Annotated in this window: 28 protein-coding genes and 3 tRNA genes; 22 read left to right on the top strand and 9 right to left on the bottom strand. The window is 63.8% G+C overall.

Going from position 1 to position 25,706, the window contains the following annotated elements:
* Window positions 1-42 precede the first annotated feature (42 nt).
* The 6 genes from radC (at window position 43) to ACEN9H_RS03925 (ending at window position 3,514) form a co-directional block, all read left to right on the top strand.
* On the top strand, window positions 43-717 hold the full coding sequence (gene radC, locus ACEN9H_RS03950; protein WP_413673862.1) for a RadC family protein: 675 nt from the start codon (window positions 43-45) through the stop codon (window positions 715-717).
* 14 nt (window positions 718-731) lie between these two features.
* Complete coding sequence (locus ACEN9H_RS03945) at window positions 732-1,271, top strand: NADPH-dependent FMN reductase (protein ID WP_413673861.1); 540 nt, start codon at window positions 732-734, stop codon at window positions 1,269-1,271.
* 158 nt (window positions 1,272-1,429) lie between these two features.
* Window positions 1,430-1,666, top strand: coding sequence for a 50S ribosomal protein L28 (gene rpmB / locus ACEN9H_RS03940; RefSeq protein ID WP_025511730.1), 237 nt, complete (start codon window positions 1,430-1,432; stop codon window positions 1,664-1,666).
* Between the two features lie 13 nt (window positions 1,667-1,679).
* Window positions 1,680-1,847: a 50S ribosomal protein L33 gene (rpmG, locus tag ACEN9H_RS03935; RefSeq protein WP_029755886.1), complete on the top strand. Its 168-nt coding sequence runs from the start codon at window positions 1,680-1,682 to the stop codon at window positions 1,845-1,847.
* Window positions 1,848-1,983: 136 nt separating this feature from the next.
* A complete protein-coding gene (locus tag ACEN9H_RS03930) occupies window positions 1,984-3,093 on the top strand; it encodes a hypothetical protein (RefSeq protein ID WP_413673860.1) in 1,110 nt (369 codons plus the stop codon).
* 142 nt (window positions 3,094-3,235) lie between these two features.
* Entirely contained in the window at window positions 3,236-3,514 is a 279-nt protein-coding gene (locus tag ACEN9H_RS03925) for a hypothetical protein (RefSeq protein WP_056136080.1), read from the top strand.
* Between the two features lie 12 nt (window positions 3,515-3,526).
* Here ACEN9H_RS03925 and ACEN9H_RS03920 read toward each other — a convergent pair whose 3' ends face one another.
* The 6 genes from ACEN9H_RS03920 to ACEN9H_RS03895 all read right to left on the bottom strand — a co-directional run bounded on the left by ACEN9H_RS03920 (window position 3,527) and on the right by ACEN9H_RS03895 (window position 9,110).
* Window positions 3,527-3,763 carry a hypothetical protein gene (locus ACEN9H_RS03920; protein ID WP_082577219.1) on the bottom strand — a complete coding sequence of 79 codons (237 nt, stop codon included), beginning with the start codon at window positions 3,761-3,763 and terminating at the stop codon, window positions 3,527-3,529.
* Window positions 3,764-3,954: 191 nt separating this feature from the next.
* A complete protein-coding gene (locus ACEN9H_RS03915) occupies window positions 3,955-5,166 on the bottom strand; it encodes a fatty acid desaturase (protein WP_413673859.1) in 1,212 nt (403 codons plus the stop codon).
* 151 nt (window positions 5,167-5,317) lie between these two features.
* A complete protein-coding gene (locus tag ACEN9H_RS03910) occupies window positions 5,318-6,655 on the bottom strand; it encodes a mechanosensitive ion channel family protein (RefSeq protein ID WP_056136071.1) in 1,338 nt (445 codons plus the stop codon).
* A gap of 9 nt (window positions 6,656-6,664) precedes the next feature.
* Window positions 6,665-7,966, bottom strand: a complete 1,302-nt coding sequence (locus ACEN9H_RS03905; RefSeq protein ID WP_371769165.1) for an RsmB/NOP family class I SAM-dependent RNA methyltransferase — start codon at window positions 7,964-7,966, stop codon at window positions 6,665-6,667.
* 18 nt (window positions 7,967-7,984) lie between these two features.
* A complete protein-coding gene (purN, locus tag ACEN9H_RS03900; RefSeq protein ID WP_413673858.1) occupies window positions 7,985-8,596 on the bottom strand; it encodes a phosphoribosylglycinamide formyltransferase in 612 nt (203 codons plus the stop codon).
* Between the two features lie 64 nt (window positions 8,597-8,660).
* Window positions 8,661-9,110 (bottom strand): barstar family protein, encoded by a 450-nt coding sequence (locus ACEN9H_RS03895; RefSeq protein ID WP_371767878.1) that lies wholly within the window; start codon window positions 9,108-9,110, stop codon window positions 8,661-8,663.
* 387 nt (window positions 9,111-9,497) lie between these two features.
* On the opposite strand from ACEN9H_RS03895, the gene ACEN9H_RS03890 reads away from it, so the two are divergent.
* The 12 genes from ACEN9H_RS03890 to ACEN9H_RS03835 all read left to right on the top strand — a co-directional run bounded on the left by ACEN9H_RS03890 (window position 9,498) and on the right by ACEN9H_RS03835 (window position 19,034).
* A complete protein-coding gene (locus ACEN9H_RS03890) occupies window positions 9,498-10,019 on the top strand; it encodes a glycine zipper 2TM domain-containing protein (RefSeq protein ID WP_056136062.1) in 522 nt (173 codons plus the stop codon).
* A 132-nt stretch (window positions 10,020-10,151) separates the two neighbouring features.
* Window positions 10,152-10,952: a spermidine synthase gene (locus tag ACEN9H_RS03885; RefSeq protein ID WP_413673857.1), complete on the top strand. Its 801-nt coding sequence runs from the start codon at window positions 10,152-10,154 to the stop codon at window positions 10,950-10,952.
* A 1-nt stretch (window position 10,953) separates the two neighbouring features.
* Window positions 10,954-12,726 carry a GspE/PulE family protein gene (locus tag ACEN9H_RS03880; RefSeq protein ID WP_413673856.1) on the top strand — a complete coding sequence of 591 codons (1,773 nt, stop codon included), beginning with the start codon at window positions 10,954-10,956 and terminating at the stop codon, window positions 12,724-12,726.
* Between the two features lie 55 nt (window positions 12,727-12,781).
* A tRNA-Lys gene (locus tag ACEN9H_RS03875) sits at window positions 12,782-12,857 on the top strand.
* 348 nt (window positions 12,858-13,205) lie between these two features.
* Complete coding sequence (locus ACEN9H_RS03870; RefSeq protein ID WP_413673855.1) at window positions 13,206-13,733, top strand: contractile injection system protein, VgrG/Pvc8 family; 528 nt, start codon at window positions 13,206-13,208, stop codon at window positions 13,731-13,733.
* Window positions 13,734-13,863: 130 nt separating this feature from the next.
* Entirely contained in the window at window positions 13,864-14,724 is an 861-nt protein-coding gene (locus ACEN9H_RS03865) for a glycoside hydrolase family 19 protein (RefSeq protein ID WP_413673854.1), read from the top strand.
* Window positions 14,721-15,398, top strand: coding sequence for a hypothetical protein (locus ACEN9H_RS03860; protein WP_413673853.1), 678 nt, complete (start codon window positions 14,721-14,723; stop codon window positions 15,396-15,398). Before ACEN9H_RS03865 ends, ACEN9H_RS03860 begins: the two co-directional genes overlap by 4 nt.
* Window positions 15,399-15,403: 5 nt before the next feature.
* On the top strand, window positions 15,404-15,682 hold the full coding sequence (locus ACEN9H_RS03855) for a PAAR domain-containing protein (RefSeq protein ID WP_413673852.1): 279 nt from the start codon (window positions 15,404-15,406) through the stop codon (window positions 15,680-15,682).
* A 420-nt stretch (window positions 15,683-16,102) separates the two neighbouring features.
* Window positions 16,103-16,178 (top strand) — tRNA-Lys (locus ACEN9H_RS03850).
* Window positions 16,179-16,340: 162 nt separating this feature from the next.
* A complete protein-coding gene (locus ACEN9H_RS03845) occupies window positions 16,341-17,033 on the top strand; it encodes an energy transducer TonB (RefSeq protein ID WP_413673851.1) in 693 nt (230 codons plus the stop codon).
* A gap of 46 nt (window positions 17,034-17,079) precedes the next feature.
* On the top strand, window positions 17,080-17,652 hold the full coding sequence (locus tag ACEN9H_RS03840) for a TetR/AcrR family transcriptional regulator (protein ID WP_371764017.1): 573 nt from the start codon (window positions 17,080-17,082) through the stop codon (window positions 17,650-17,652).
* Complete coding sequence (locus tag ACEN9H_RS03835) at window positions 17,649-19,034, top strand: hypothetical protein (RefSeq protein WP_413673850.1); 1,386 nt, start codon at window positions 17,649-17,651, stop codon at window positions 19,032-19,034. Before ACEN9H_RS03840 ends, ACEN9H_RS03835 begins: the two co-directional genes overlap by 4 nt.
* On the opposite strand, the gene ACEN9H_RS03830 is transcribed toward ACEN9H_RS03835, so the two are convergent.
* On the bottom strand, window positions 19,007-20,503 hold the full coding sequence (locus ACEN9H_RS03830; RefSeq protein ID WP_413673849.1) for an FAD-dependent oxidoreductase: 1,497 nt from the start codon (window positions 20,501-20,503) through the stop codon (window positions 19,007-19,009). The two genes, ACEN9H_RS03835 and ACEN9H_RS03830, sit on opposite strands and share 28 nt — an antisense overlap.
* Before the next feature lie 70 nt (window positions 20,504-20,573).
* On the opposite strand from ACEN9H_RS03830, the gene ACEN9H_RS03825 reads away from it, so the two are divergent.
* Window positions 20,574-21,053, top strand: a complete 480-nt coding sequence (locus ACEN9H_RS03825; protein ID WP_413673848.1) for a MarR family winged helix-turn-helix transcriptional regulator — start codon at window positions 20,574-20,576, stop codon at window positions 21,051-21,053.
* A gap of 12 nt (window positions 21,054-21,065) precedes the next feature.
* Here ACEN9H_RS03825 and ACEN9H_RS03820 read toward each other — a convergent pair whose 3' ends face one another.
* On the bottom strand, window positions 21,066-21,503 hold the full coding sequence (locus ACEN9H_RS03820) for a hypothetical protein (protein ID WP_371769153.1): 438 nt from the start codon (window positions 21,501-21,503) through the stop codon (window positions 21,066-21,068).
* A 248-nt stretch (window positions 21,504-21,751) separates the two neighbouring features.
* Complete coding sequence (locus ACEN9H_RS03815) at window positions 21,752-22,726, bottom strand: diguanylate cyclase (protein ID WP_413673847.1); 975 nt, start codon at window positions 22,724-22,726, stop codon at window positions 21,752-21,754.
* A gap of 160 nt (window positions 22,727-22,886) precedes the next feature.
* On the opposite strand from ACEN9H_RS03815, the gene ACEN9H_RS03810 reads away from it, so the two are divergent.
* The 3 genes from ACEN9H_RS03810 (at window position 22,887) to ACEN9H_RS03800 (ending at window position 25,700) form a co-directional block, all read left to right on the top strand.
* A tRNA-Lys gene (locus ACEN9H_RS03810) sits at window positions 22,887-22,962 on the top strand.
* Window positions 22,963-23,157: 195 nt separating this feature from the next.
* Window positions 23,158-25,182 carry a TonB-dependent receptor plug domain-containing protein gene (locus ACEN9H_RS03805; RefSeq protein WP_413673846.1) on the top strand — a complete coding sequence of 675 codons (2,025 nt, stop codon included), beginning with the start codon at window positions 23,158-23,160 and terminating at the stop codon, window positions 25,180-25,182.
* A gap of 2 nt (window positions 25,183-25,184) precedes the next feature.
* Window positions 25,185-25,700 (top strand): YfiR family protein, encoded by a 516-nt coding sequence (locus ACEN9H_RS03800; protein WP_371769150.1) that lies wholly within the window; start codon window positions 25,185-25,187, stop codon window positions 25,698-25,700.
* Window positions 25,701-25,706: the final 6 nt, after the last annotated feature.

Genomic DNA, 25,706 nt, shown 5'->3' with positions numbered 1-25,706 from the left:
TTCCCGTCGCGCGAATAATGCACGATCTTGCATGGAGGTCGGATGGGAATCGAAGACTGGCCGGAGCAGACCCGGCCGCGCGAACGGCTCGTGCGCGAAGGGGCGCAGGCGTTGTCGGATCCGGAACTGCTGGCGCTGCTGCTGCGCGTGGGCGTGCGCGGCAAGAGCGCGGTCGAGTTGGGCCGCGACATCCTGCAACACTTCGGCTCGCTGCACGGCCTGTTCGGCGCGACGCTGGACGATTGTACCGAGGTGCACGGCCTCGGCATGGCGAAATATGCGCAGTTGCAGGCCGTGATGGAACTGGCCCGCCGCGCCATCGCCGAACAATTGCAGGCGGGCGAGGCGTTCGGCTCGCCCGACCTCGTCAAGCGCTACCTGCGCATGAAGCTGGGCGGCCAGCGCCACGAATCGTTCGTCGTCCTGTTCCTGGACGTCAAGAACCGCCTGATCGCCGACCGCGAACTGTTCCGCGGCACGCTCACCCAGACGAGCGTGTATCCGCGCGAAGTCGTCATCGAGGCGCTGGACTACAACGCGGCCAGCGTGATCCTCGCGCACAACCACCCGTCCGGCCTGCCGGAGCCGAGCGAGGCCGACCTGCGCCTGACGGGCGCCCTCGTCAAGGCGCTCAGTCTCGTGGACATCCGCGTGCTCGACCATTTCATCGTGGCCGGGCCGCTCGTGCATTCCTTCGCGGAGCATGGGCAGATCTGAGCTAATATGCGCCGATGTCCCTCCAACTCCTCGCCCTCTGCGGCAGCCAGCGCACCCGTTCGATGAGCGCCGGCCTGCTGCGCGCCTGCCGCGACCTCGCGCCCGACGGTGTCGCCATCCACCTCTTCGAACACCATCTGGATTTTCCGCTGTTCAGTCCCGAGCGCACCGAGATCCCTGCCGGCGTGCTGGCCCTGCAGGAGGCGATCACGGCGGCCGACGCCCTCCTCATCGCCAGTCCCGAATACGCGCACGGCGTCACGGGCACCATCAAGAACACGCTGGACTGGGTCGTGAACCACGCGCCGTTCGCAGGGAAGCCGGTCGCCGTGCTGAATCCGTCGTATCAATCCTTCCACGCGGACGAGGCGCTGAAAGAGACGCTGCGCACGATGTCGGCCGACCTCGTCCTCGACGCCTGCCTGCGCATCCCCGTCATCGGCTCCCGCGTCGATCCGGACCGGATCGCGTCGGAACCACGCTTCGCGGCGCCGATCACCAGTGCCCTGCGGGCGCTCGTTGCGCATGTCGGACGCGCGAATAACAGTGTGTAAACAAGCCCTTACGAAGCAAACATTGCGAGAATTCACGATTGTTAAATCTAGTCGATTTGTTGATTAACAATTTTTTTCCGCAAGTTGTTGATTACTCGACGGTTTTCAAGCTATACTCTCGTTTTTCCGATTGTGGAAGTTTATTCAAGGAGTGCGCTATGGCACGTGTTTGCCAAGTTACTGGCAAGGGTCCGATGGTTGGCAACAACGTCTCCCACGCCAACAACAAAACCAAGCGTCGTTTTCTGCCGAACCTGCAGAACCGCCGCATCTTCGTAGAATCCGAAAACCGCTGGGTCTCCCTGCGTATTTCGAACGCCGGCCTGCGCGTCATCGACAAGCTCGGCATCGACGCTGTGCTGGCCGATATGCGCGCCCGCGGCGAGAAAATCTAATTAGGGAGTCATCATGGCAAAAACTGGCCGCGACAAGATCAAACTGGAATCGACCGCAGGTACCGGTCACTTCTACACCACGACCAAGAACAAGCGCACGATGCCGGCGAAGATGGAAATCACCAAATTCGACCCGAAAGCTCGCAAGCACGTGGTCTACAAAGAAACCAAGATCAAGTAATCTGGTTCTTTCAAAAAAAGCCGCCCACTTCACCGTGTGCGGCTTTTTTGTTTTTCTGTGCCATTGATTGGGGTCATTTGATCCACTCTCCCGCGTCGTTATAGTCGATCGTCCACCTTCGCTGGAGAATCGACTTATGTGGCACAACCTGTGGCCTACCCGACTGTCGCTCCTGCCTGCCCTGGCCGCCCTTGCCGGCCTCGCCGCCTGCTCCACGCCCTACCAGCCTCCCGTCGTCGTGCATGGCAGCGCGACCTTTCCCGGCATTGCCAGCAGCGTCGCGGAAGCCGGCACGCGCCCCGTCGACGTGCTCCTCGTCCACGGCATGTGCACCCACGATACGGCCTGGGCCGAGCGCCAGATCGACCGCATCGCGGGCATCGTCGAAGCGCACGCGCCGACACCTGCCAGCACCGCGGCGGCGCCGCGCGTGGAAGTCGTCGAGCGCACGCGCAGGCTCGCCGGCGGCACGGTCCGCTTCCACGCCCTCGTGTGGTCGCCGCTGACGGCCGGGCTCAAACACCAGCTCGACGTCGACATGACCGGCACGCCGACGGATTGCACCGCGGCCGGCGCATGCAAGCCGAAGCGCGCGTCGCTGAACGGCTACGTCAAGGACAACCTGCTGAACGATTGCCTGTCCGACGCCGTCATCTACCAGGGCGAGAGCCACGTCGCGATCCGCGATGCAATGGTGCGGACGATCGCACAGGTGCTCGAGCAGGATCCCGACAGCGAGGCGCCGCTCGTCGTCGTCGCGGAAAGCCTGGGCAGCAAGATGCTGTTCGACGCCCTGAGCGCCATGCTGGAATCGTGGCAACCGCAGACGCGGGCGCTGGGCCAGCAGGCGGCGCGCCGGCTGGGACTGCTGTTCATGGCCGGCAACCAGTTGCCCATCCTGGGCCTGGCCGAGCAGTCGGCGGCGGCACAGCGGGCGATCGCCACGCAAGATGCCTTGCAGCGCTTCCTGGACCTGCGCAGGCGCCAGCCCAACCGCCGCGCGGACACCCTGCAGCGCCTGGCCGTCGTCGCGTTCACCGATCCAAACGATTTGCTGTCCTACCGCCTGCTGGCCGCCCGCTACACGGCGCCGGACGTGGCCGTGGCGGACGTGCTCGTGTCAAACGACAGCACGTGGCTGGGCTTGATCGAAAACCCGGTGACGGCGCACCTGGATTACCTGGCAAATCCGGACGTCGGCACGATGATCGCTTGCGGCTACCCGTCGGTAGCGTTCTGCCGCTGAGCGTCCGACGAACTGCCGTGCGCCCGCCCGTGACGGATGCGCGTAGAGTCGAATAGCACCCGCACCGCCCCATGCCATCTCGATGACGCGCATAGAGCGCCCTCAGGCCAGGCCCGGAAACGGGATATGAATCGAGAGCATCATGAAAGAATCCAGACCTTCCAATACCTTTCGCGGATTGCCGCTCACATCCGAGCAGGACAGCGAAATCCGGCACTATATCCACATCAAGGAACGCAGCGGCATCCCGTGGGACACGCCTGAACTCGCCGCCATGCTGGCGGACATGCTGGATCCGCCCGAGCTGGCCGCCGAGGAGCGCCAGTCGATCGACGACAGCATGCGCGCCGAACATGCCACCGCGCAGGAAGGCGCCGACGCCGAGCTCCTGTCGCCCGAGTCTGGGCGGGACGCCACCTAGTGCGGGCGCCGCCTATCGCCCGGACTCGTCCGGCGGCGAAGGCGTGATGGCTTCCGAAATCGATTGCTCCGGGCTGAGCCGGCGGCGCAAGTCAGGACGGGTCAGCACCCGGTGGATAACCTGGAGCGGAACGTGTTTGTGTTCCATATAGCGTTGGGCGAGGTCCGCGTTACGGACATAAAGGATATTGAGGCCACGCGCGACGGCGTTTGCGGTCGCTTCGTCTGAACGGCGTTGACGCTCTATCATGACAGGTTCTCCGGACTTGGCAGGACACGCCCGATTGACGCCGATACCCTCCCTCTCGGCGATCATACGCGCGCGTTGTTCGATGCACCAGCCATTTCAGGCACCGCCGCCGATCAGGCCCCGGAAAAGAAAACACCCCTGCATGAGGGGTGTCTGTCATGGGCCGGCCATGCCGGCCATGTCACGCCTGCTTACGCATAGCTGCGCAGGCGCATCGAAAACTCTTGCAGCGCCTTGATGCCCGACGCTTCGGCGCGGGTGCACCAGTCCTGCAGCTGGTGCAGCAGCTGGTCGCGGGTCGAGTGCGAGCGTTCCCAGATCGCGCCCAGTTCCACGCGCATCTGGTGCATCGTTTCCAGGGCTTTGCTGTGCTGGAACAGTTCGACCAGCTGCGCCTGTTGCGGCGCCTGCAGCTTGGCCGGCTCGCGCTGCATCAGCTTGCGCGAGCTCTTCAGGAAGCGGGATTCCAGCTCGGCCTTTTGCTTCAGGTGTTCCACTTCTTCGCGGAACGCGTACTTGACGGACTTGGCATATTTCGCCATCACGTCGTAGCGGTTGGCGATGACGGCCTGCAGCGTGTCGAAGTCGGCTTCCAGCTTGTTCTTTTGCAGTCTCGGCTTCGGAATGGTCTTCTTGACCTTGGCCAGGCCCACCATTTCCATCATGCGGATGTACGCCCAGCCGATGTCGAACTCGTACCACTTGCTCGACAGCTTCGCCGACGTGGCGAACGTATGGTGGTTGTTGTGCAGCTCCTCACCGCCGATGATGATGCCCCACGGCATGATGTTCCGGGCCGCATCGTTGCAGTCGTAGTTGCGGTAGCCCCAGTAGTGGCCGATGCCGTTGATGATGCCGGCCGCCGTGATCGGGATCCACAGCATCTGCACGGCCCAGATCGTGATACCGGCAACGCCGAACAGCGCGACGCTCAGCGGGAGCAGCATCGACACGCCCAGCCAGCTGTACTTCGTGTACAGGTTGTTCTCGATCCAGTCGTTCGGGCAGCCGTGGCCGTACTTGTCCAGCGTTTCCAGGTTCTTCGTTTCGGCACGATACAGCTCCGCGCCACGCAGCAGCACTTCCTTGATGCCGCGCGTCACCGGGCTATGCGGGTCGTCGACCGTCTCGCACTTGGCGTGGTGCTTGCGGTGCACCGCAGCCCATTCCTTGGTCACCTGGCCCGTGGTCAGCCACAGCCAGAAGCGGAAGAAGTGGCTCACGATCGGATGCAGGTCCAGCGCGCGGTGCGCCTGGTGGCGGTGCAGGTAAATCGTCACGCCGGCGATCGTGATGTGCGTGACGACCAGCGTGTACACGACCATCTGCCAGACCGACAGGTCGAACAGACCGCCATCCAGGAAGGACAGCACGGCGTGCAGGATGTTGCTGAGAAAATTCATCGATACTCCACTAAGGATGAGAAGAATGCCGTTCTTTCTATGGAACAGTCATGATGGCAAGAGTGTCACGCTTTAATGCGTGACGCAAAGATGCATTTTACGCGTAACCGGTGCCGCACGGCACGCCGTGACGCAATCGACGCGCTCCCGGCTAGGAATTCTGCGCCGGCTGCGTGATCCGCGCCACAACCGATGCTATATGGGAGTCGAGGAGGCGGGTATCAACAGATGGAAAGCCCAGTTTGACGGTACCAGACTGCACCAGGGCATACACCTTTTTATTGATTTCCGAAACGACACCGCCCTGCCCGTTCTCCGGATCGGCGATCCAGAAACCCAGGTCGAGCTCATAGCCGTCCGGACCGAAGCGCGACAGCGAAATGCCGGGCGCCGGATCTTCCAGCACACGCGGCGTGCCGACGGCCTGCGCCACCAGCAACGGCATCACCTGCTCCAGGTCGGAACCGTAGGCGACGGTGATCTTCGTCGATGCCCGCACCCTGCGCGTCGTCAGCGACTGGTTCTGCACCGGGCCGGAAATGAGCAGCTCGTTCGGCAACACGGTCTCGACGCCGTCCAGGCCCTGCAACACGGTGTAGCGCGTGTTGATCTGGGTGACCTTTCCCGTGAACGTGCTGACCGTGATCATGTCGCCGATGGACAGGCTCCGTTCGAGCAGGATGATGAAGCCGGACACGTAGTTGCTGGCAATCCGCTGCATGCCGAGACCGAGGCCGACGCCCAGGGCGCCGCCGAACACGGACAGCACGGTGAGGTCGATGCCGACAAGGTTCAGGCTCAGCAGCACGGCGCCGACGATCATCAGCGCGCGGCCCAGGCGCGCCAGCGCCACCCGCAGCGAGCTGTGCAGCGCGTGCACGCCCATCAGCCGCTCTTCCAGCGCGGCGCCTGCCCACAGTGCCAGCATCAGCATCACGACGACGGACGCGACCGCCTGCGCGATGTCGGCCAGGGTGACGCTGTTGGATTTCTTCGGACCGAACTGGATCTTGTAGCTGTCGAGGAAATCAAAGATATCCGGCCACAGGCCCGTGATGTACAACGCCACCGCGAGCCATGCGACGAGCGCGAAGATCTTTTCGAACGTGACGAGCGTCTGCCCCAGCTGTCCGCGGCGCGCGAACACGCGGCGCAGCAGGTAGAACACGAGGCGGATGGCGGCCAGCGACCAGAACACGGGGATCGCCACCTTGACGATGTTCGTGTGGAAGTGGGTTTTGGTCAGCACCACCTGCGCCAGGTACAACAACCCGACGACGAGCAGCGGCGCCACGACGCGCGTAAAACTTTCCACGCCCGTGTGCAGCAGGCTGCCGTCCTCGCCGCGGCGGCGGCGCCACCACAGGCGGACCAGTTGCGCGCTGAGCCAGCCGAACAGGATCGAAGCGACGATGGACCCGAGCTGCCACGGCATGCCGGGGCGGCTCAGGTCGTCGAACAGGTCATCGATCAGGTTGGTCAGCGGCATCGGCTCCGATTACTCCGCAACAGCGTCTTCGTCGGACTCGTCGGCAACCGCCTTGACGGGCGCGGCCTTGCGCTCCAGCACGGCGGCAAAGAAGCCGTCCGTGCCGTGCTTGTGCGGCAGCATCTTGAGGTAATCGCCCATCTCCAGCGGGATGCGCTGCTCGGCCAGGACCTTGTGCATCGGCACCAGTTCGAAGTCCGGGTGCGAGGCGAGGAAGCCCTGCACGATGCCCTCGTTTTCTTCGTCCAGCAGGCTGCACGTCGCATAGACGAGACGGCCGCCGAATTTCACGAGGCGCGCGGCGCCGTCCAGGATCGAGGCCTGTTTTTCCGTCAACTCCGCGATACCTTCCGGCTGCTGACGCCATTTCACGTCCGGATTGCGGCGCAGCGTACCCATGCCGGAGCATGGCGCATCGACGAGGACGCGGTCGATCTTGCCGGCCAAACGCTTCACTTTCGCGTCACGTTCGTGCGCGATGACGACAGGATGCACGTTCGACAGCCCGCTGCGCGCCAGGCGCGGCTTCAGCTTGGTCAGGCGCTTTTCCGACACGTCGAAGGCATACAGGCGGCCTGTGCTGCGCATGATCGCGCCGATGGCCAGCGTCTTGCCGCCGGCACCGGCGCAAAAGTCGACGACCATCTCGCCGCGGCGCGCGCCCAGCAGCTGGGCCAGCACCTGGCTGCCCTCGTCCTGGACTTCGATCGCGCCTTCCTTGAACAGAGGCAAGTTCTGCAGCGCCGGCTTCTTCCAGATGCGCAAGCCCAGCGCCGAGTACGGCGTCGGCTCGGCGGCGATCGGGGCGGTCGCCAGTTCGGCGATGACCTTGTCGCGGTCCGCCTTCAGCGAATTCACGCGCAGGTCCAGCGGCGCCGCCGTATTCAGCACGGCGGCCAGGGCCAGGGTTTCTTCCTCGCCATACTGGGCGACGAATTTGTCGTACAGCCAGTCGGGCAGGTTCGCCAGTTTCTTCGGCGGCAGCAGCGAACGGTCGATTTCCTTGATGCGCGTCAGCAGGGCCGTTTCGTCTTCCGACAGGCCGCCCAGCGAGTCGGCGCCGATGGCTTCGGCCATGCCGAGCACCGTGAGGCGGCGCATCGACGCGCCGGTACCGGCGAAATCGGTGAAGAACGATTTCTGACGCAGGACGGCATAGACGCATTCGGCGATGGCGCCGCGTTCGCGTCCGCCGAGACGGGGGTGGTCCTTGAAGTAGCGCGACAGGGTGACGTCGGCAGGGGAAGTAAAGCGCAGGATCTCGCGCAATACCTCTTCAGCATTGCCGAGTATCGCGGGTGGCAATCTCATGGGTGTTCCTTGGTGGATTCAGGGGGTCACGGCGATCCGGACCTCGCCGTTTTCGATGCTGAGCCTGTCTTCGATGAACAGGCGCACCGCTTTCGGATAGATGACGTGTTCCTCGGCCAGCAGGCGTTCGGCCAGGCTGTCTTCCGTATCGCCCGGCAGCACGGGGATGCGCGCCTGGATCACGGCCGGACCGTGGTCCAGCTCGGCGGTGACGAAATGCACGGTCGCGCCGTGTTCCGCCACGCCCGCGTCCAGCGCCTGCCGGTGCGTGTGCAGTCCGGGGAACAGCGGCAGCAGCGACGGGTGGATGTTCAGCATGCGGCCCGCGTAGTGCTCGACGAATGGCGCCGTCAGGATGCGCATGAAGCCGGCCAGCACGACGAGATCCGGAGTGAACCGGTCGATCGTTTCCTGCAGGGCGGCGTCGAACGCTTCGCGGGTCGGGAATTCCTTGTTGGGGACGACGGCGGTCGGAATGCCGTGGGACGCTGCAAATGCAAGGCCCTTGGCGTCCGGCTTATTGCTGATCACGGCGGCGATACGGGCCGGCCAGGCTTCGGCCTGCTGCGCGCGCACGATGGCTTCCATGTTGCTGCCGCGGCCAGAAATAAGGATCACGATATTTTTCATAAGCGCGCATTGTAACCCGAGCCGATGGGCGGACCCAAGGAAGGAAATGACGGCAACGCCGCGCTTACTTGAAGGCGTGGGGGCCCACCCACCCCACGGGTTGGGGCGATTGCGGCTCTTCGAAGGAATAAAATACGCGGAACGGGACTTTTTTCTCGGCCCAGAATTCGGCCGCGTCGCGGAATACGTCGAGCAGGGTTTCGCGCGCTTCCTTGTCGAATTTTTGCGTAGTCGGCAATTGGTCCAGCACGGCGATGAAACCGGGTTGCGGTCCGGCTTCGGCGATGACTTCGGTGAGGCAGTTGCGCAGCGCGTCGAAATTCTTGCTGCAGGGTTTGGGGAAGAAGAATTGCTCGCCGATGCGGGCACAGACCTGCTGCTTCGTCAGCGCATTCGTGCACAGGGCATAGAGAAAATGATGACCAAGGCGCATCGCCTCCTTCTGCAGCTCCGGTGCACGGTAAGCGCGGATGGACTGCACAAGATTCGGCGGTACTCTCATCAACAAACTCATTTTTTCCTCAAGTCACCCAGTCTGGTTCTGCTGCTCCAGCGCGCGGTGTTTGCGGAAGCGGCGGGTTTGTTCGCTTTCTCCTGGTCTGATTTCCACGCGCCAATAAAACCCTAAGTCTCCTAAGGGTAACGTTTTGTGGTAAGCGAATCAACCCGAATATGGACGAGCCGCTCACATTTGTAAAAAAAGACGAGTTTTTTCATCCATTGTTGACGCTTTTTCCACGGTTTTCTCCTCTGAACCAGGCGTTTTGGCGCGTATACCTGCTGTTACATTTTGTTGCCACACGGATCGGATATGAATGCCAACCAGCGCTAAGATTCAGTTGTGGGCGAAACGCCCTTGGATACCAACAGATCAGAAGCACCACCAAAACGAGGTATGAGCATGAACGTCAAAGCCAAACTGATTCTCTCCGCCCTGGGCGTGTGCGCCCTGCCGCTGGCCCAGGCACAGGCCGGCGATTTCGAGGACTTCGGCCGCGTGACGCGCGTCCAGCCGCGCATCGAGCAGGTGCGTACGCCGCGCCAGGAATGCCGTACCGACTACGTGCAGGCCCAGGTGCCGCAACAGCGCAGCCAGGCGGGCACCGTCATCGGCGGCATCGCCGGCGCCCTGCTGGGCAGCCAGGTGGGTGGCGGCAACGGTCGCGTCGCGGCAGCCGCGGCCGGTGCGATCGCGGGCGGCATGGTCGGCGACAACGTCGACAACAACGGCCGCAACTACGGCCCGCAAGTGCAGGAACAGGCGGTGCAGCGCTGCCGCACCGTCGACTCCGTCCAGGAGCGCACGAACGGCTACGACGTGACCTACGATTACCGCGGCCACACCTACACGACGGTCATGAACCGCGACCCGGGCAACCGCGTGCGCCTGCGCGTGTCGGTCGAACCGGATCAATACCAGTAATACTTCCGGTGCGGGGGACGTCCCCCTTCTCCGCACCGTCGGCTTCCTCCGCAGCTTCTGCTGCCATCCGCAGCGCTTCTTGCGCTGCGGATTCCTTCCCGCCGATAATAGGATGCTTCTTTCGCTCATCCTATGCTCATCAAACGCAAATCCATCGAACAGGCCGAATCGTCGCGCCGTCCCGCCCGCAAGCCCAAGTTTGCGCCCGTCACCCTGTCCGAACAGGACGGTGTGCGCTACCTCCATTTCGGTACCGAATGGGTGCAAGGTGCCATGCGCATCCGCAAGCCGGACTGGCCTGAACTCGAGTACGCTCAGCAGATGATGGCCTGGATGCTGTTCATCGACGACCCGCACACCATCGTCCAGCTTGGCCTGGGCGCAGCGGCTTTGACCAAGTTCTCGTATCGCCAGTTCCCGCAGGCGCAGGTAACCGCGGTGGAACTGAATCCCTCCGTGATCGCGATCTGCAATTCGATGTTCAAACTGCCGCCGGAAGACGAACGCCTGCGCGTACGCGAGATGGACGCGATGGACTTCGTGCTCGACGAGGCCAACCACGACACGATCGATGTCCTGCAGTGCGACCTGTACGACGCCACCGCGCGCGGCCCCGTGCTGGACACGCCCGAGTTCTACCAGGCCTGCAACGCCTGCCTGACGGACCGCGGCGTCATGACCGTCAACCTGTTCGGCGACCACCCCAGCTTCGCGAAGAACATCAAGGCGATGCGCTTCGCGTTCGCCCACGTGATCTGCCTGCCGGAGGTCCACGACGGCAACGTCGTCGCGCTGTGCTTCAAGACGCGCCGTTCTATCGACCTGGATCTCGACAAGGACCGCTTGGCCGCACGCGCCGCGCAGATCGTGGCGGCGACGAAGCTGCCGGCCAAGTCCTGGGTCAAGGGCATCGCGGCGGCCGGCGCGAACTGACATGCAAAAACCAAAAGCCCTCGACCTGCAAGCCATATTTTCGTGGCTGCTGGCCGACGGCATCGTCGAGAAATCGACCGTCAAGCCGCACTTCGCCCAGGCACAAAGCCTCCTCAAGAATGCGGTCGGGTCGATGCACCCGCTGACGGCCGTCGCGCAGTGCAAGATCGTGTCGGCAAAGGCTCCCCATAAACTGCTCACGCTGGACGTGCTCAGCGAATGGTGCGCCGGCAAGGTCGGCCTGCCCTTCTTCCGCATCGATCCGCTCAAGATCGATTTCACCAAGGTCGCGGACGTGATGTCGGCCGGCTATGCGGCGCGTTTCAATATCCTGCCGGTGGAACTGGGAGCGGGCACACTGGTCGTGGCGACGGCCGATCCGTTCCGCACCGAATGGCAGGACGAGATCGCGCGCCTCTCGCGCCGCCGCATCGAGCTCGTGATCGCGAATCCGCTCGACATCGCGCAATACATCTCGCAATTCTTCAGCCTCGCGAAATCCATCCGCGACGCGAACAAGTCCAGCGGCCAGGACCTCGCCCTGCGCAACAACTTCGAGCAGCTGGTCGAACTGGGCAAGACGAATAAACAGGTCGACGCGAACGACCAGCACATCGTCAACATCGTCGACTGGCTGTGGAGCTACGCGTTCGAACAGCGCGCGTCCGACATCCACCTGGAGCCGAAGCGCGACGCCGGCGCGATCCGCTTCCGCATCGACGGCGTGCTGCACCAGGTGTACCAGGTGCCGGCCGTCGTGATGATCGCCATGACGGCTCGCATCAAGCTGCTGGGCCGCATGGACGTGATCGAAAAACGCCGCCCGCAGGACGGCCGCATCAAGACGCGCACGAACGACGGCCAGGAAGTCGAGCTGCGCCTGTCGACGATGCCGACCGCGTTCGGCGAAAAACTCGTGATGCGCATCTTCGACCCGGAAGTCGTCGTCAAGACGCTGCCGGAACTGGGCTTCCCACCCGACGACGCGGCACGCTGGGATGCGCTGACGAAGCGTGCGCACGGCATCATCCTCGTCACCGGTCCCACCGGCTCCGGCAAGACGACGACGCTGTACACCACGCTGAAGGCGCTCGCCACGAGCGAAGTCAACGTGTGCACGGTCGAGGACCCGATCGAGATGGTCGAGCCGTCGTTCAACCAGATGCAGGTGCAGCCGGGCATCGACCTGTCGTTCGCCGACGGCGTGCGCGCGCTGATGCGGCAGGATCCGGACATCATCATGGTCGGCGAGATCCGCGACCTGGAGACGGCCGAGATGGCGATCCAGGCCGCGCTCACCGGCCACCTGGTGCTGTCGACCTTGCACACGAACGACGCGCCGTCCGCCGTCATGCGCTTGCTGGAACTGGGCGTGCCCTACTATCTGCTGGAAGCGACCTTGATCGGCATCATGGCCCAGCGCCTCGTGCGCACGCTATGCCCGCACTGCAAGGCTGCGGACGGCGAACTGTCGGACGACGTCTGGCAGGCTCTGGGTGGCACCTGGAACCTGCCGAAGCCGACGACCGTGTACCGGCCGATCGGCTGCCCGGAATGCCGTCAGACGGGATACCGCGGCCGCACCGGCCTGTACGAACTCGTCACCGTGACGGAAAACTTCTCGCAATTGCTGCAGGAAAAGACGGAGCTGGCCGCGCTGCGCCAGCAAAGCGTGGCCGACGGCATGAAACCGCTGCGCATCGCCGGTGCCTACAAGGTGGCCGAGGGCGTGACGACGGCGGAGGAAGTGCTGAAGTCCACCGTGGCGCACTGATTTACGTTACCTCTGGCGTAAATCAAAACGGCCCGCTATAATGCGTGCCTTCTTCGGGTCGTTAGCTCAGTTGGTAGAGCAGCGGACTTTTAATCCGTTGGTCGCTGGTTCGAGCCCAGCACGGCCTACCACGAATTTGCAGTATCAAATCAAGGCGTTACGAGTAATCGTGACGCCTTTTTTTGTATCTGAAGTAGCCCCCTCTGCTACCTACTGTGCCGTGCTCCTGACGCGCAGCAGTCCTTCTCCCCACCGTATAGCGCGCCATCTGCGCCGGCAAATATAGTCCCCGTCAGCTCACCTTGAGCTTATTCAAGCTCAGCATGATAAGCACAGGCAACGCACTTCCGCTTCTTTGACGCCATTCATCATGACAAAAGCAGAGTCCGACTCTTGCTTTTGGTCAAGGTGGCCCAAGACATGTTGGTTACCTTATCCGATGGAATTTCTAATACCTGATAACCATGCGGAGGCGGCACATGGGCGGAGGCCAAGCGATCGCGGCAGGAGCTGCGCTGTCGGCGTTCAGTTTCGATGCGCAGCACGGCCGCCTGATGCGTCTGGACTTTCCCCAAGACGATGGGCCGGAGGCGATCCTTCTGCCGAACCGATTGAGCGCGCACGAGGAAGTCTCTCGTTGCTTCCGCTTCGAGGTCGAACTCCTGTCTGATGACGCACGTGTTTCCCTGAAAGCGATGATGGGAAGGATGGTCACGATCTCCCTCGCGCGCGAAGATGGGTCGCTGCGCTACTTCAACGGCTACGTCACCGAATTCCGCTTCCTGCGCGCCGACGGCGGCTTCGCGTTTTACCATATGGTTCTCGAACCTTGGCTGGCCTTCGCAAAGCTCCGTAAGGACAACGTGTCCTTCCACGGCAAGAGCGTCATCGAATTGACCGAACTGACCTTTGCCCGTTACCGCCAGGCCGACTGGAATCCGGTCATCGTCGGTCAGTATCCGCGCATGACCTGCGCAAACCAGTACGACGAGACCAAGTTTTTATAAGCTTGAAGAGCATGGCCTTTTCAGCAGTGATGGCCTTATCGACGACGACGGCATTAAGAAACTATTCGATAATTTCGAAAAAAATCGCAATGAAAATAATCTTAATGCACTAATAGCTGATCAAGACAAATTGCGGCACCTGATCGCCCGGCACCCTACCGAATGGAGCAAGCGGGAAATTGCGAAACGCTTTGGGCGAGTCACTCAGGATGATTTCGGCGCCTCTAAATTGACACCTGAGCAGTTCACCAAGCTGACTGCACATATAGAGCGGCTCTCGTTCTGGGAACAAGTACCGGGCTTGCCCTCTGCGACTATGTTGTGGCATGCACACCCAGTCAAGTTCATCGAGCACTTGGCGCGATGCATGTGGCTCGCAAAAGATGAACTAGAACTAATTTATCCGGAAAACAGCGGTTCGGGTGAAGCCATCAGCCATGGCACCCCGGATGACGTGCGCGAAAAGTACCGCATCGACATCAACAAGTGCTGCTACCGCTACAGCGTCAATTCACGGCTGCGCCAGGCTCACTTCTTCGGTCAAGGCGCAATCGAAAGCAGGAGCCTTAACCTAATGCTGGAAACAACTGATGGCAGCAAATATGAGAACAATAAGCAACTTGGCAACTACCAACCGGGCGATGGTCCTCGCTTCAAGGGACGTGGTTTCAAACAATTGACTGGTCGCTACAATTATGCCGAATATTGGTGCTTCAAGGGTTGGCTTAAAAAAGGCAAGGACTTCGATTTTGGTTGGGAGCACGATACGACTAAGCGCTACCCCCAAGTAGACAACCCCGATAGATTGATCACAACCACCTTCAATTGTATTGATGCTGGGTGCTGGTACATCAGCATTTTTCGAAGCGGGACCGTTACGGCCATGGATCAAGACGATGTCCTCAAGGTTACCAAAGCAATCAATGGTGGTTATACCGCCCTTGACGAACGGACGGAGTTTACCAACCGGATAAGGAAGATTCTTTTATGAGAGCGCTAGTCTTGGCAACATGCTTTGGAATGCCATTGTGGTTTTCTCAATTACAAGCGGCGACGCCGACCAACTATAAAGTCCGTGACAGCAAGCCAATGAAAGATGCTTTGATTCAAATGGTTTCGTTCGACGGGATAGTTGACTTGGATCAAAGAACCATCACGAAGATCAACACGGCCTTAATAGCTGCATCTGCCTCATTTGCAAAGGAAGCTAAGGAATGTAGCGCTGCAGCTCAAGGCCACCCATGGGGATATGAATTAACCCTCGAAAAGGTTCTTCTCTCCAAAAAGTACCTAAGTGTAGTTTTTGCCAAGTCAACTGTATGCGCAGGATCTCCCGACATAGAAAAAGAAGCGCGTGTTTTTTCCCTCCCAAATGGAAATCTTGTTTCAGCCAGAGCCTTATTCAAACAGATTTTCCCAGCCGCTAAACTCGTTATCGGAGTTTCGCCAAACAAGGAACTAATTCGCCTCGACGATGAAATGGCTGAGACAATGATTGACGACAGCAAAGAGGTATTGAAAGTTTATGATAAAAGGTGTGATTTTTTTCTGAAGAACACCTCCTACCGGATATGGATGGACGGGAAGAATGTAATTCTATTCCCTGAGTTCATACAACCTGAATCTTTCTGCCAGAAAGAATATTTGATCCAACCTGCAGGCTAATTTCCATGACGCTGAAGATTATTGTTGTTGGAGACTCGACTAACCACGGCGGCAAGGTGATCAGCGGCTCGCCACTGCACGATGTAGACGGGAAGCCCATCGCGCGGCTTGGCGACCAAGTGGATTGTCCGCAACACTATCCCGGCGGCAAACCACACGGGGTCAATAAAATCGTCACTGCCCACTCCACGCTGTTTGTGGGGGGCATTGCGGTAGCCGTAGAAGGCTGTGTCACTGAATGTGGATGCGAGTTGATCGGCACGCACCGGGCCAGCGTGGGCTGAGCGGGCTTGATACCTGTCCCGCCAGCGCACCATGTGACGTACTTGTAATGTGACTCCTGGAACGTTACCATTCCTCCGCTTGGGGTTCGAGCCCAGCACGGCCTACCAAGATTCAACGAAAACGCCAGCTTTCATGAGCTGGCGTTTTTGTTTTGCCCTTCAGAATATATTGTTGCCCTTAAGCAACCAATTGGCATCCCCGGCTACTTATACTTGGTAGCGTCAATACGACGACCGAACATCGTATCCGCCATTCGCCGGGAGCCATCATGCGTACCTTGTCGACCCTGCTTGCCGCCACGTTTGCCGCCGCCTTCGTCCTGGGCAGCTTCGCGATCACCGCCGCGACGCCGCCGGTACGCGCGGACCGACGCGGACGCTAGCCGGATGCCGGCCGAGCCGCTATAATGCTGCCTCTTCGGGTCGTTAGCTCAGTTGGTAGAGCAGCGGACTTTTAATCCGTTGGTCGCTGGTTCGAGCCCAGCACGGCCTACCACGAATACTCAGAAAGCCCACGGCCTTGTCCGTGGGCTTTTTGTTTTCCAGGGTCTTCAGGCCGACGCCATGCCCAGCGCATTGGCAACATGACATTGTTGCCATACCATAGATAACCGTTGTCGCATTTTATTCATCCCGTGAATAAACTGAGAGGGTTATCGTGCCAACTGACACCATATTCGATCGCCCGCGGCGCGCGCTGTCCCGGATCGCCTTCGTCGTTGCCCTCCACGCGCTGGTCCTGTTCGCTTTCGTGACCGCCGATCGCATCGTGCTTCCGCGGACGCCGTACACCGTCATGCTGCTGTCCAACGTCGCGCCGCAGGTCGTCGAGCCACCTCCATCTCCCCCGCTGCCGCCGCGGCGCAAGAACAAGCCCCGGCCGCCGGCACGGGAAACCGCCGCGCCGCCGCCGCGCGACATCGAGGTCGTGCCGCGCACGGAAGTGGCGGCCACCATCGTCGCTATTCCCACGCCGGTAGAACTGGCCGGCGGCAAGCCTGACGGCACCGGCACCGCCGGGGCGGGCGACCAAGGCGAGGGGGTGGGCGGCGGCGCTGGCGGCCGCGTCCCCGTCAAGGTGCGGGCCGTCGTCAATCCCGATAACTGCGAACGCCCGCGGCTGCCTCGGTTCGCCGAAGAGCGCCGGGTCGCCGGCAACGTCATCCTGGCGGTGCTGATCAACGTCGATGGCTGGGTGACGGATGCGCGCGTCGCCCGCTCGAGCGGCGAACCCATCCTCGACCGGACCGCGCTGGCCGCTGCGCGCAAATGCCATTTCGTGGCGGCCACGATCGACAAGGTCCCGGTCCCGTCGTGGGAACCTTTCCGGTTTTCGTGGGTAAACCGGTGACGTCCTGTCCCTTGCGTTGCGGTACAGACACGTATACAGTGTATACATGACCACGAAAGAACGCATTCTCGCCATCGCCATCAGCGAACTCGAAGCAAAAGGACTGGACGGCCTGAGCCTGCGCGCCGTCGGCCAGAAAGCCGGCATCACGCCGATGGCCGTGTACCGCCACTTCGCGGACAAGGCCGCCCTGTTGCAGGCCGTGGGCGCCCATGCGCTCGAGATGTGGCAACGCCGTGTCCAGGCGTTCGCCGGCCTGCCGCTGCTGGCCGGATTCGACGCCCTCGCGACGGCCTTCGTCGATTTCGCGCTGGACGAACCGGCCCTGTTCGACGCCGCCTTCGTGCTCAAGACACGCGCCGAACGCATCTACCCGGAAGACTTCGAAGCGGGACGTTCTCCGGTCATCGGCGGCTTCGCGCAGCGCCTCGCGGAGGGCCAGGCGGCGGGACTCGTGCGCGCCGGGCCGCCGCTGGAACTGGCGATGGGCGTGTGGGGCGTGCTGCAGGGACTCGTGGACCTGCACCGCTCCGGACGGTTCAACCTGTCGCGGACCGAATTCACGGCGCTGTGCCTGCGCTCGGCGGCGCGCATCTACCTGAAGGGAGAGCAAGAATGACGCGATGGCACATCCTTACCGCGCTGCTGTGCGGCGCCGTGCTGGCAATCAGCCGCGACACGGGACAGTTCGGCTGGCTGGCGCTCGCGGCGTTCGTGCCGCTGCTGGTGCTGGCCCTGCGCGCGCCGCGCCCGCGGGACGTCGCCCTCCTGCTGTTCGTGCCCGCATGGATGGGCGAGGCGGGCCCCATGTGGTTCTATGGCCGGCTCCTGCCGATGGTCTATGGCCTCGCGGTCGCCCAGGCGCTCGTGTTCATGCTCGCGGCCCTGTTCATGCGCGCCCTGTATCGGCGCTTTCCGGCCGGCGTGGCCCCGCTCGGATTCGCCGCGATGCTCGCCGCCATCGATTACCTGCACAGCCTCGTATCGCCGAACGGCAGCTTCTTCGCCCTCGGCTACACGCTGGTCGACGTCGTGCCGCTGCTGCAGACGGCAGCGCTGGCCGGCGTGGCCGGCCTCTCCTTCCTTGCGGCCGTCATTCCCGCCGGACTCGCCGTCCTGTACGTGAGGCCGCGCGACCTCTCCGGAACCCTCGCATGGTCGGTGCCCGTGCTTGCGGCGCTGGCCTACGGCGTGTGGCAGCTGGCGCAGCCGGCCGGGCCGGCCGTGCGCATCGCGCTGCTGAGCGACGACCGTTACGCCGGGCGCGTGTTCAATCACCCCGAGGCGGCACCGGAAGTCGCGGCCGGGTTCGCGCGCCAGGTCGCCGCGGCGGCCGCGCACGCGCCGGTGGCCATCGTCGTGCCGGAAAAAATCCTGGCGGCCGGCACGGTCCTCGCGCCGCCGGCGGGCAGCGTCGTCGTCGCCGGTCTCGACGGGCCCGCGCCCCAGGGCGGCCGGCTGAACATCGCCGCACTGTACCGGCCCGGCGCGCCTGTCGACACCTACCTGAAGAAGCGCATGGTGCCGGGCTACGAAGCGGACTACGTGCGGGGCACCGGCGAACTGGTGACGCGGCTCGGCGACGTGCATGCCGGCATCGCGATCTGCAAGGACATGGATTTCGCCCAGGACCTGCGCCTGTACGGCCGGCGCGACGTCGGCCTGATGCTGGTGCCCGCGTGGGACTTCGACCGCGACGCCTACCTGCACGGCCGCATGGCCGTCGTGCGCGGCGTCGAAAACGGATTCGCCGTCGCGCGCTCGGCCTCGCAGGGCCTGATGACGCTGAGCGATGCGCACGGCCGCATCGTCGCCGAACGCCGCACGGCGCACGCCCCCGGCATGCTCGTCGGCGACCTGCCGACGGGGCGCGGCGGCACGGTCTACAGCCGCGTCGGCGACGTGTTCGCCCAGGTCGCCGTGGCGGCCTGGCTGGTGTTGCTGGCCCTGCTGGCCTGGCGCTGGCGGCGTGTTCAGGACAGGCCCGCGCGCCGCATGTAGATATCGAGCGCGTCGACGTTGGCGGATCCGGCGATGGCGCCGACGTAGCCGTCCGGACGCACCAGCACGAGTTCGCCGGGCTGCAATCCATAGGCCGCCTCGACCTGGCCATGCACGTCCACCACGTCGCCGCGCGCGCCGAACAGGTGCACGCGCAGGCCCGCGCGCCGCAACGCATCCGCGACGCCGGCCGGCACGTCCCGTCCCAGCAGGGTCCAGTGCGGCCCCGCGAACAGCGTGAAGAGCCGGGTGGATTGCCCGCCCGCACCCAGCACGACGGCATCCGGCGCCCGCGCGCCGGCCTGCACACCGTGTGCACGCGCCGGCTGCGCGAACGCCAGGGGCGAATCGGGGTACGCCAGGTCGAGCTGCCGCGTCTCGCGCCCGCGGCGCATTTCTCCGCCGCGGCGCGCGGCGTCCAGCAGCGCCGTGGACAGCTGCAGCATCGCGGCGGCGACGGGGCGGCGCTCCGCCTCGTATGTGTCCAGCAGATCGTCCGGCGCGCCCGCGAGTACGGCCGCCAGCTTCCAGCCGAGGTTGTACGCATCCTGCACGCTGGTATTCAATCCCTGCCCGCCCGTGGGCGGATGCGTGTGGGCGGCGTCGCCGGCAAGGAAGACGCGCCCCACGCGAAAGCGGTCGGCCAGGCGTGCATTCATCGTGTACGCCGAGGCCCAGGTCACGCTGTCCACGTGCACGTCGTCGCGCCCGGTCCGGTCCCTGACCAACGCGTCGAGAGCCTGCGCCGACAGGTCGACGTCGCCCTCGGGCGGAACCGGCGCCTGGATCTGGAACAGGTCCGTGCCCGCGAGCGGACACACCTCGAGCCGGCGCGCCATGTCGTCCCCGTTGAAGCGATGCCAGGCGTCGCGATCAAGGCCCGTCAAGGCGACGTCCGCCACCAGTGCCCGCACGCCCAGCGTCTTGCCGGGGAAGCCGACGCCGAGCAGATGGCGTACCGTGCTGCGCCCGCCGTCCGTGCCGACGACGTAGCGCGCGCGCAGGCGCGACTCGCCGCCGCGGCCCGCGAGCGTGACCGTGACGCCATCCGCGTCCTGCGCCAGGCCCGTGAGCGCAAGGCCGAATTCGACCCGCTGTCCCAGCGCCAGCAGGCGTTCGCGCATCACCTGCTCGGTCAGGGATTGCGGCAGCATCAGCGGCGTGGCGTAGGGCTCCGCCGGCGTCGCCGCCTGCGCCGCGGCGGTCGGGGCATCGGCATGGCTGCCGTCCGCGGCGTGGATGCGCTGGGGCGGATACGGCCCACCCAGCGCCACCGCCCGGTCGACGATGCCGAGGTCCTCGAAGACTTCCAGCGTGCGGGGCTGGATGCCCTTGCCGCGCGAGCCGTGGAATGGCGTGTCCTGCCGCTCGACCAGGCGGAACTGGACGTTCCGCCGCGCCAGGTCAAGGGCCAGGGTCAGGCCGGCGGCACCCGCGCCGCAAATCAGTACATCGGTATCGAAGTCCATATCGCTCTCCCAGAGTCTTATGTGTAAAATGCACATAACTGGAGAGGAGTATATGGCAACGAAAAATAATGTGCAAGATACACATATATCGGCGCGGCTGCGTGAATTGCACACGTCGCTGATCGGCATCGTCAGCGCGATGAACCGGCCGCAACGCGACGAGGAACTCATCCGCCAGGCCGGCGTCCGGCTGGACCGGGCACTGTTTCCGCTGCTGGTCGGGATCGAGCGGCTGGGGCCGATCGGCGTCGTCGATCTGGCCGAACGGTCGGGACGCGACTACACCACTGTCAGCCGCCAGGTGGCCAAGCTGGACAGCCTGGGCCTCGTGGAACGGCGCGCTTCCGACGCGGATGCGCGGGTCCGCCTGGCCTCGATCACCCCCAAGGGCAAGGCCATGACGGACGCGCTCGACGCCGCGCGCGACAAGATGGCCCGCGCCGTCTTCGCGTCGTGGGACAAGGAGGATTTCGACAACCTGGTGCGGCTGATGCGCAGGCTGGCCGACGCGATCGACCAGCCGCCGGCCCCGCCCGGCGATGCGGGCTGACCGGCCGGCGCCTCAGCGCTGCGCCATCTTCGCCGTCACCACGATGATCTGCGCGAGGCGCGGATCGGTAACGTCGCTCGGCACATAGCTCATCATCATGTCGTCGCGGGTGTCGCCCTTGTTGAATTCCATGATCACGTTGCCGTCGCGCGAAACGAAGCGGTCGGGCGATTGCGCGATGAGGCGCATCGGACGCTGCTTGTCGATCTGGGCGACGATGCCGTCGCGCGCCGGCTTCACCTTCAGGCGCCAGCCGTTCGACAACGCGTACGCGCCGCTGACGTCCTCGGCCTGGTAGTCCCAGATGCGGAATGCCGGACGCGGCTGCGCGGTCACCTCGACGCGCGAGATCGGCGTGTCGTCATTGATCGGATAATTCCCCGACTGCGCGCCGGCACCGGGCGCGAACAACAGCAGGGATGCGGAAAGTGCCAAGGGAAGCGGACGCATGATGTCTCCTTCGGATCGTGGTGGACAATGCCGCGGTCCGGGTCTTTGCCGGCGGCGGCAATTCAGTCTAGGGCGCCGGTTGGCAGCCACAAGGACGGCGAGGGGCGCATCACGAAACAGTCTGTATTTACGCTAAATCAGATCGATGAGAAATGACACGCATGCGCCGGTGACGGGCAGGATCCCGTATCGCTATGCGCGGCTGCGTGATCGGATATGCACGCCATCGCGGCGTGCTGAATGACCCGTCACGCGGATGCGTCGCCGTCTACCACGACACGGTTGCGGCCACCACGCTTTGCCGCATACAAGGCCTTGTCCGCGGTCTCGATCAGTGCGGGAACCTCATGCAGGCGTTCACAATCAAAGCTTGCGACACCGATGCTCAGCGTGACCATCGGCCAGTGGGCCGCGGGCGCGTGCGGCAGCGCCAGTCCGGCCACGTGGTCGCGGATCGCGTTGGCGTGCAGCCTGGCCTGCTCGAGCGACGTGTCCGGCAGGATCGCCGCGAATTCCTCGCCACCATAGCGTGCCGCCACGTCGGCCGGGCGCTTGAGTTTGGCAGCGAGGGCTTGCGCCACGGTGGACAGGCAGGCGTCGCCCTGCTGGTGGCCGAAGTGGTCGTTGTAGGCCTTGAAGGAATCGATGTCGATCAGCAGCAGCGACAGCTCGCCCTTCGCGCGTTGCGCGCGGCGCAGTTCGCGGTCCAGCGCGACGTCGAAGTAGCGGCGGTTGGCGATGCCGGTCAGGCCGTCGACGTAGGACCGGGCGCGCAGCGATTCCGCGTGGTCGAGGAGACGCTTTTCGCGTTCCACGGCGCCGCTGACGTCGCGGATCTCGATCATGCAATAGCGCTGCTCGCCATCGCGGAACGGCGTCACCGTCACGGCCTGGTCGATGCGCGGCCCGTCGAAGCTGCCCGTCTCGCGCAGGGGAAATGGGGCCCGGCTTTCCGATTGCGGGATGGTCGTGCTCGCGCCATCGGCTGATGGCGACAACGCGGCCAGCACGGCCGCTTCGACGCGCGACCCGCGCAATTCGGGGAACACCTCGAACAGCGAGCGCTCGCGCACGCGCGCGGCGGCGCGGGCGGAACGCGGCACCATCCAGCCGTTCCAGAGCACGATCTTGTGGTGGGCGTCCAGCACGATGATCCCGCTGTTGACGAGATTCAGGGCGCGCAGGGAGAAGTCGGTGGCGGTATCGGAGTCGGTCGGGATCACAGCACAAATTAATATCTGAAGATCAACTGATCATACCGGAAATCAATGTCTATGCGGCATTTCGGAAGGCCGACATTTACCTGGCCACCTCAGCAATTGTTGCCAATTTTCACGAAAGCACTTGGCCGTGTGCCGATGAGCCGCTATAATGCTGCCCGTCGGGTCGTTAGCTCAGTTGGTAGAGCAGCGGACTTTTAATCCGTTGGTCGCTGGTTCGAGCCCAGCACGGCCTACCACGAACACCAGAAAGCCCATGAACTCCGGTTCATGGGCTTTTTGCTTTTCCGCTTCTCTGTCAGATTCTTCCTATCCCTCCTCTCGGAATTAGTTGCACCGGCCAATTAATTGGTTCTAGTCAACAAATTCAGTATTGCACGTCCTTACACTGGGCCGCTCGGGCGCTCTGCCAAGCATTCCCTCAAGGACCTGCCATGTTGCCGAACAAGGAAACGTCTCCATCCCGTCACCTGTCGCGTGCGATCGGCCTGCTGGCGGCCGGTTTCCAGGCCGGCGCACTGGCGCAGCAAGGTCCCGATTTGAACGCCCTGCCCCTCGAACAATTGCTCAACCTCGAGGTCGTCACGGCGTCGAAGATTCCGCAGAAGATCAGCGAGGCACCGTCGTCCGTCACCGTGATCACGGCCGAGGACATCCGCCAGCGCGGCTATCGCACGCTCACGGAGGTGCTGCAGAGCGTGCCCGGCATGACGGTGTCCTACGACCGCAACTACAACTACGCGAACATTCGCGGCCTGGGCAATCCGGGCGACCTGAACACGCGGCTGCTGGTCCTGATCGACGGCCGGCGCCTGAACGACGTCGTCTACGACCAGGGCGCCATCGGCACCGAGTTCCCGATCGACCTGGCCCTCATCGACCGCGTCGAGTTCGTGCCGGGTCCCGGCTCCGCCATCTACGGCAGCAGCGCATTCTTCGGCGTGGTGAACGTGCTCACGAAAAGCGGCGGGGCCCTCAACGGGCAGACCGTCAGCGTGGGCCGGTTCACGGGCCGCGGCCGTGAAGTGCGCAACACGTACGGCAGCGGGACGCCGGGCGGCACCGAGCTGCTGCTGGGCGCGTCGGTGTACGACAGTCCGGGGCGCGACGTGTACTTTCCCGAATACGACGACGCGGCCAGCAACCACGGCGTCGCCGCCGGGATCGACTACGACCGCTATCGCCGGCTGTTCGCGAAACTGAGCGCGGGCGGCGTCGTGGCCGAGGCCTATTTCGGCAGCCGCACGAAAGGCATTCCGACGGCGTCGTACGGCCAGCAGTTCAACGATCCGCGCAGCTGGTCGCTGGACGAATACGCGGGCGCCGCCCTGTCCTGGCACCGCGCCGTCTCGGAGACGCTCGACCTGTTCGCCGGCGTGAGCGTCGCGCGCTACCGCTACAAGACCCTCAACGTGACCGGGTCCGCAAGCGAGGGGCCGACGCCCGGCATCGATACGGCCGAGAGCCTCAGCAGCGGCGCGGAGGTGCGCGTGACCAGCAGCGCGCTGCGCGGCCACAAGCTCATCGCCGGCGCGGAATACACGCGCGACAGCAAGCGGCAGATGGCGAACTACGACGTCGATCCGTACCTGCTCAACCTCGACGTCGCCCATCCCAAGCGGCAGGCCGCCGTCTACCTGCAGGACGAGATGCGGCTCGGCGAGAAGCTCATCCTGAACACGGGCGTGCGGCACGACTACGATTCCGAAGGCGGCGCCACGACGAATCCGCGCGTGGCCCTGCTCTACAAGACGGCGAGCCAGGTGACGCTCAAGGCCTTGTACGGCACGGCCTTCCGCTCCGCCAACGCCTACGAGCGCTATTACACGTTCGACTTCCGGGCGAATCCGGCGCTGCGCTCGGAGCACATCAAGACCTATGAACTGATCGCGGAATATTTTCCGACCGACCGCTTCCGCGCCACCGCCTCCGTCTTCCAGTACCGCATGCGCGACATGCTGGCGCTGGCCACCGATCCGGTCAACGGCATGCTGGTCTTCTCGAACATCGAGGCCGCCCGCGCCACGGGCATCGAAGTGGAAGCGGAATGGCTGCGCGAGGACGGCAGCGCCCTCAAGGGCAGCGCGAACGTGCAGTCGGCGCGCAACGACGCCGGCGGCGCATGGCTGCCCAATTCGCCGCGCCGGCTGTTCAAGCTGAATTATGCGCTGCCGCCGCTCGGCGACCACCTGCGCGCGCATGCCGAGTACCGCTACACGAGCCGGCGCCGCACGGTGCGCGGCGGCGAAGTGGGCGGCTTCGGCCTCGTCGACCTGAATCTCGTCGGTACCCTGGGCTCGCACGTGGAGCTGTCCGCGGGCGTGCTCAACGTCTTCGCCAAACGCTTTGCCGATTCCGCCAGCGAGGAACACTACGACAACAGCACGCCGCCGCGCCACCTCGACGCGATCGGACAGGACGGGCGCACGCTGCGTTTCATGGCGACTGTCAGGTTCTGACGATGATGCGGCCCAGCCTCGCACGCCTCCTGCTCCTGTGCTGCCTGCTGCCGGCGGTTGCCCATGCCCAGGCGGCCGACGAATACGCGGCCAAGGCGGCGTTCATCTACAACATCGCGCAGTTCAGCACCCTGCCGAACATGAACGGCGTCGTACGCCTGTGCGTGCTGGGGCGCGATCCGTTCGGCAGCGCGCTCGCCACGCTCGAAGGCAAGCCGCTCGGGAATGCGCGCCTGTCCATCGTGTATCCGCACTCGGGTCCGGAGGCGCTGATGCAATGCCACATCCTGTACATCAGCGCGTCGGAGTCCGACGACATGACGGCGCTCGCCGACAGCGCCCGCGCGGCCGGCGTGCTGACGATCGCCGATACGCGGGGCGCCGCGCGCAAGGGCGTGATGCTCGAACTGGTGCTGGACGACCGGCGCATCGCCTTCGAATTCAACGGCGCCGCGGCGCGCGGTGCCGGCGTCGTGCTCAGCTCCAAGGTGCTGCGGCTGGCGCGCGCCATCTATTAGACCCGG

Source organism: Massilia cellulosiltytica (assembly GCF_047325105.1).
In the GTDB taxonomy this organism is placed as follows: domain Bacteria; phylum Pseudomonadota; class Gammaproteobacteria; order Burkholderiales; family Burkholderiaceae_D; genus Telluria; species Telluria orientalis.
This window is presented reverse-complemented; position numbering and strand designations above follow the sequence as displayed.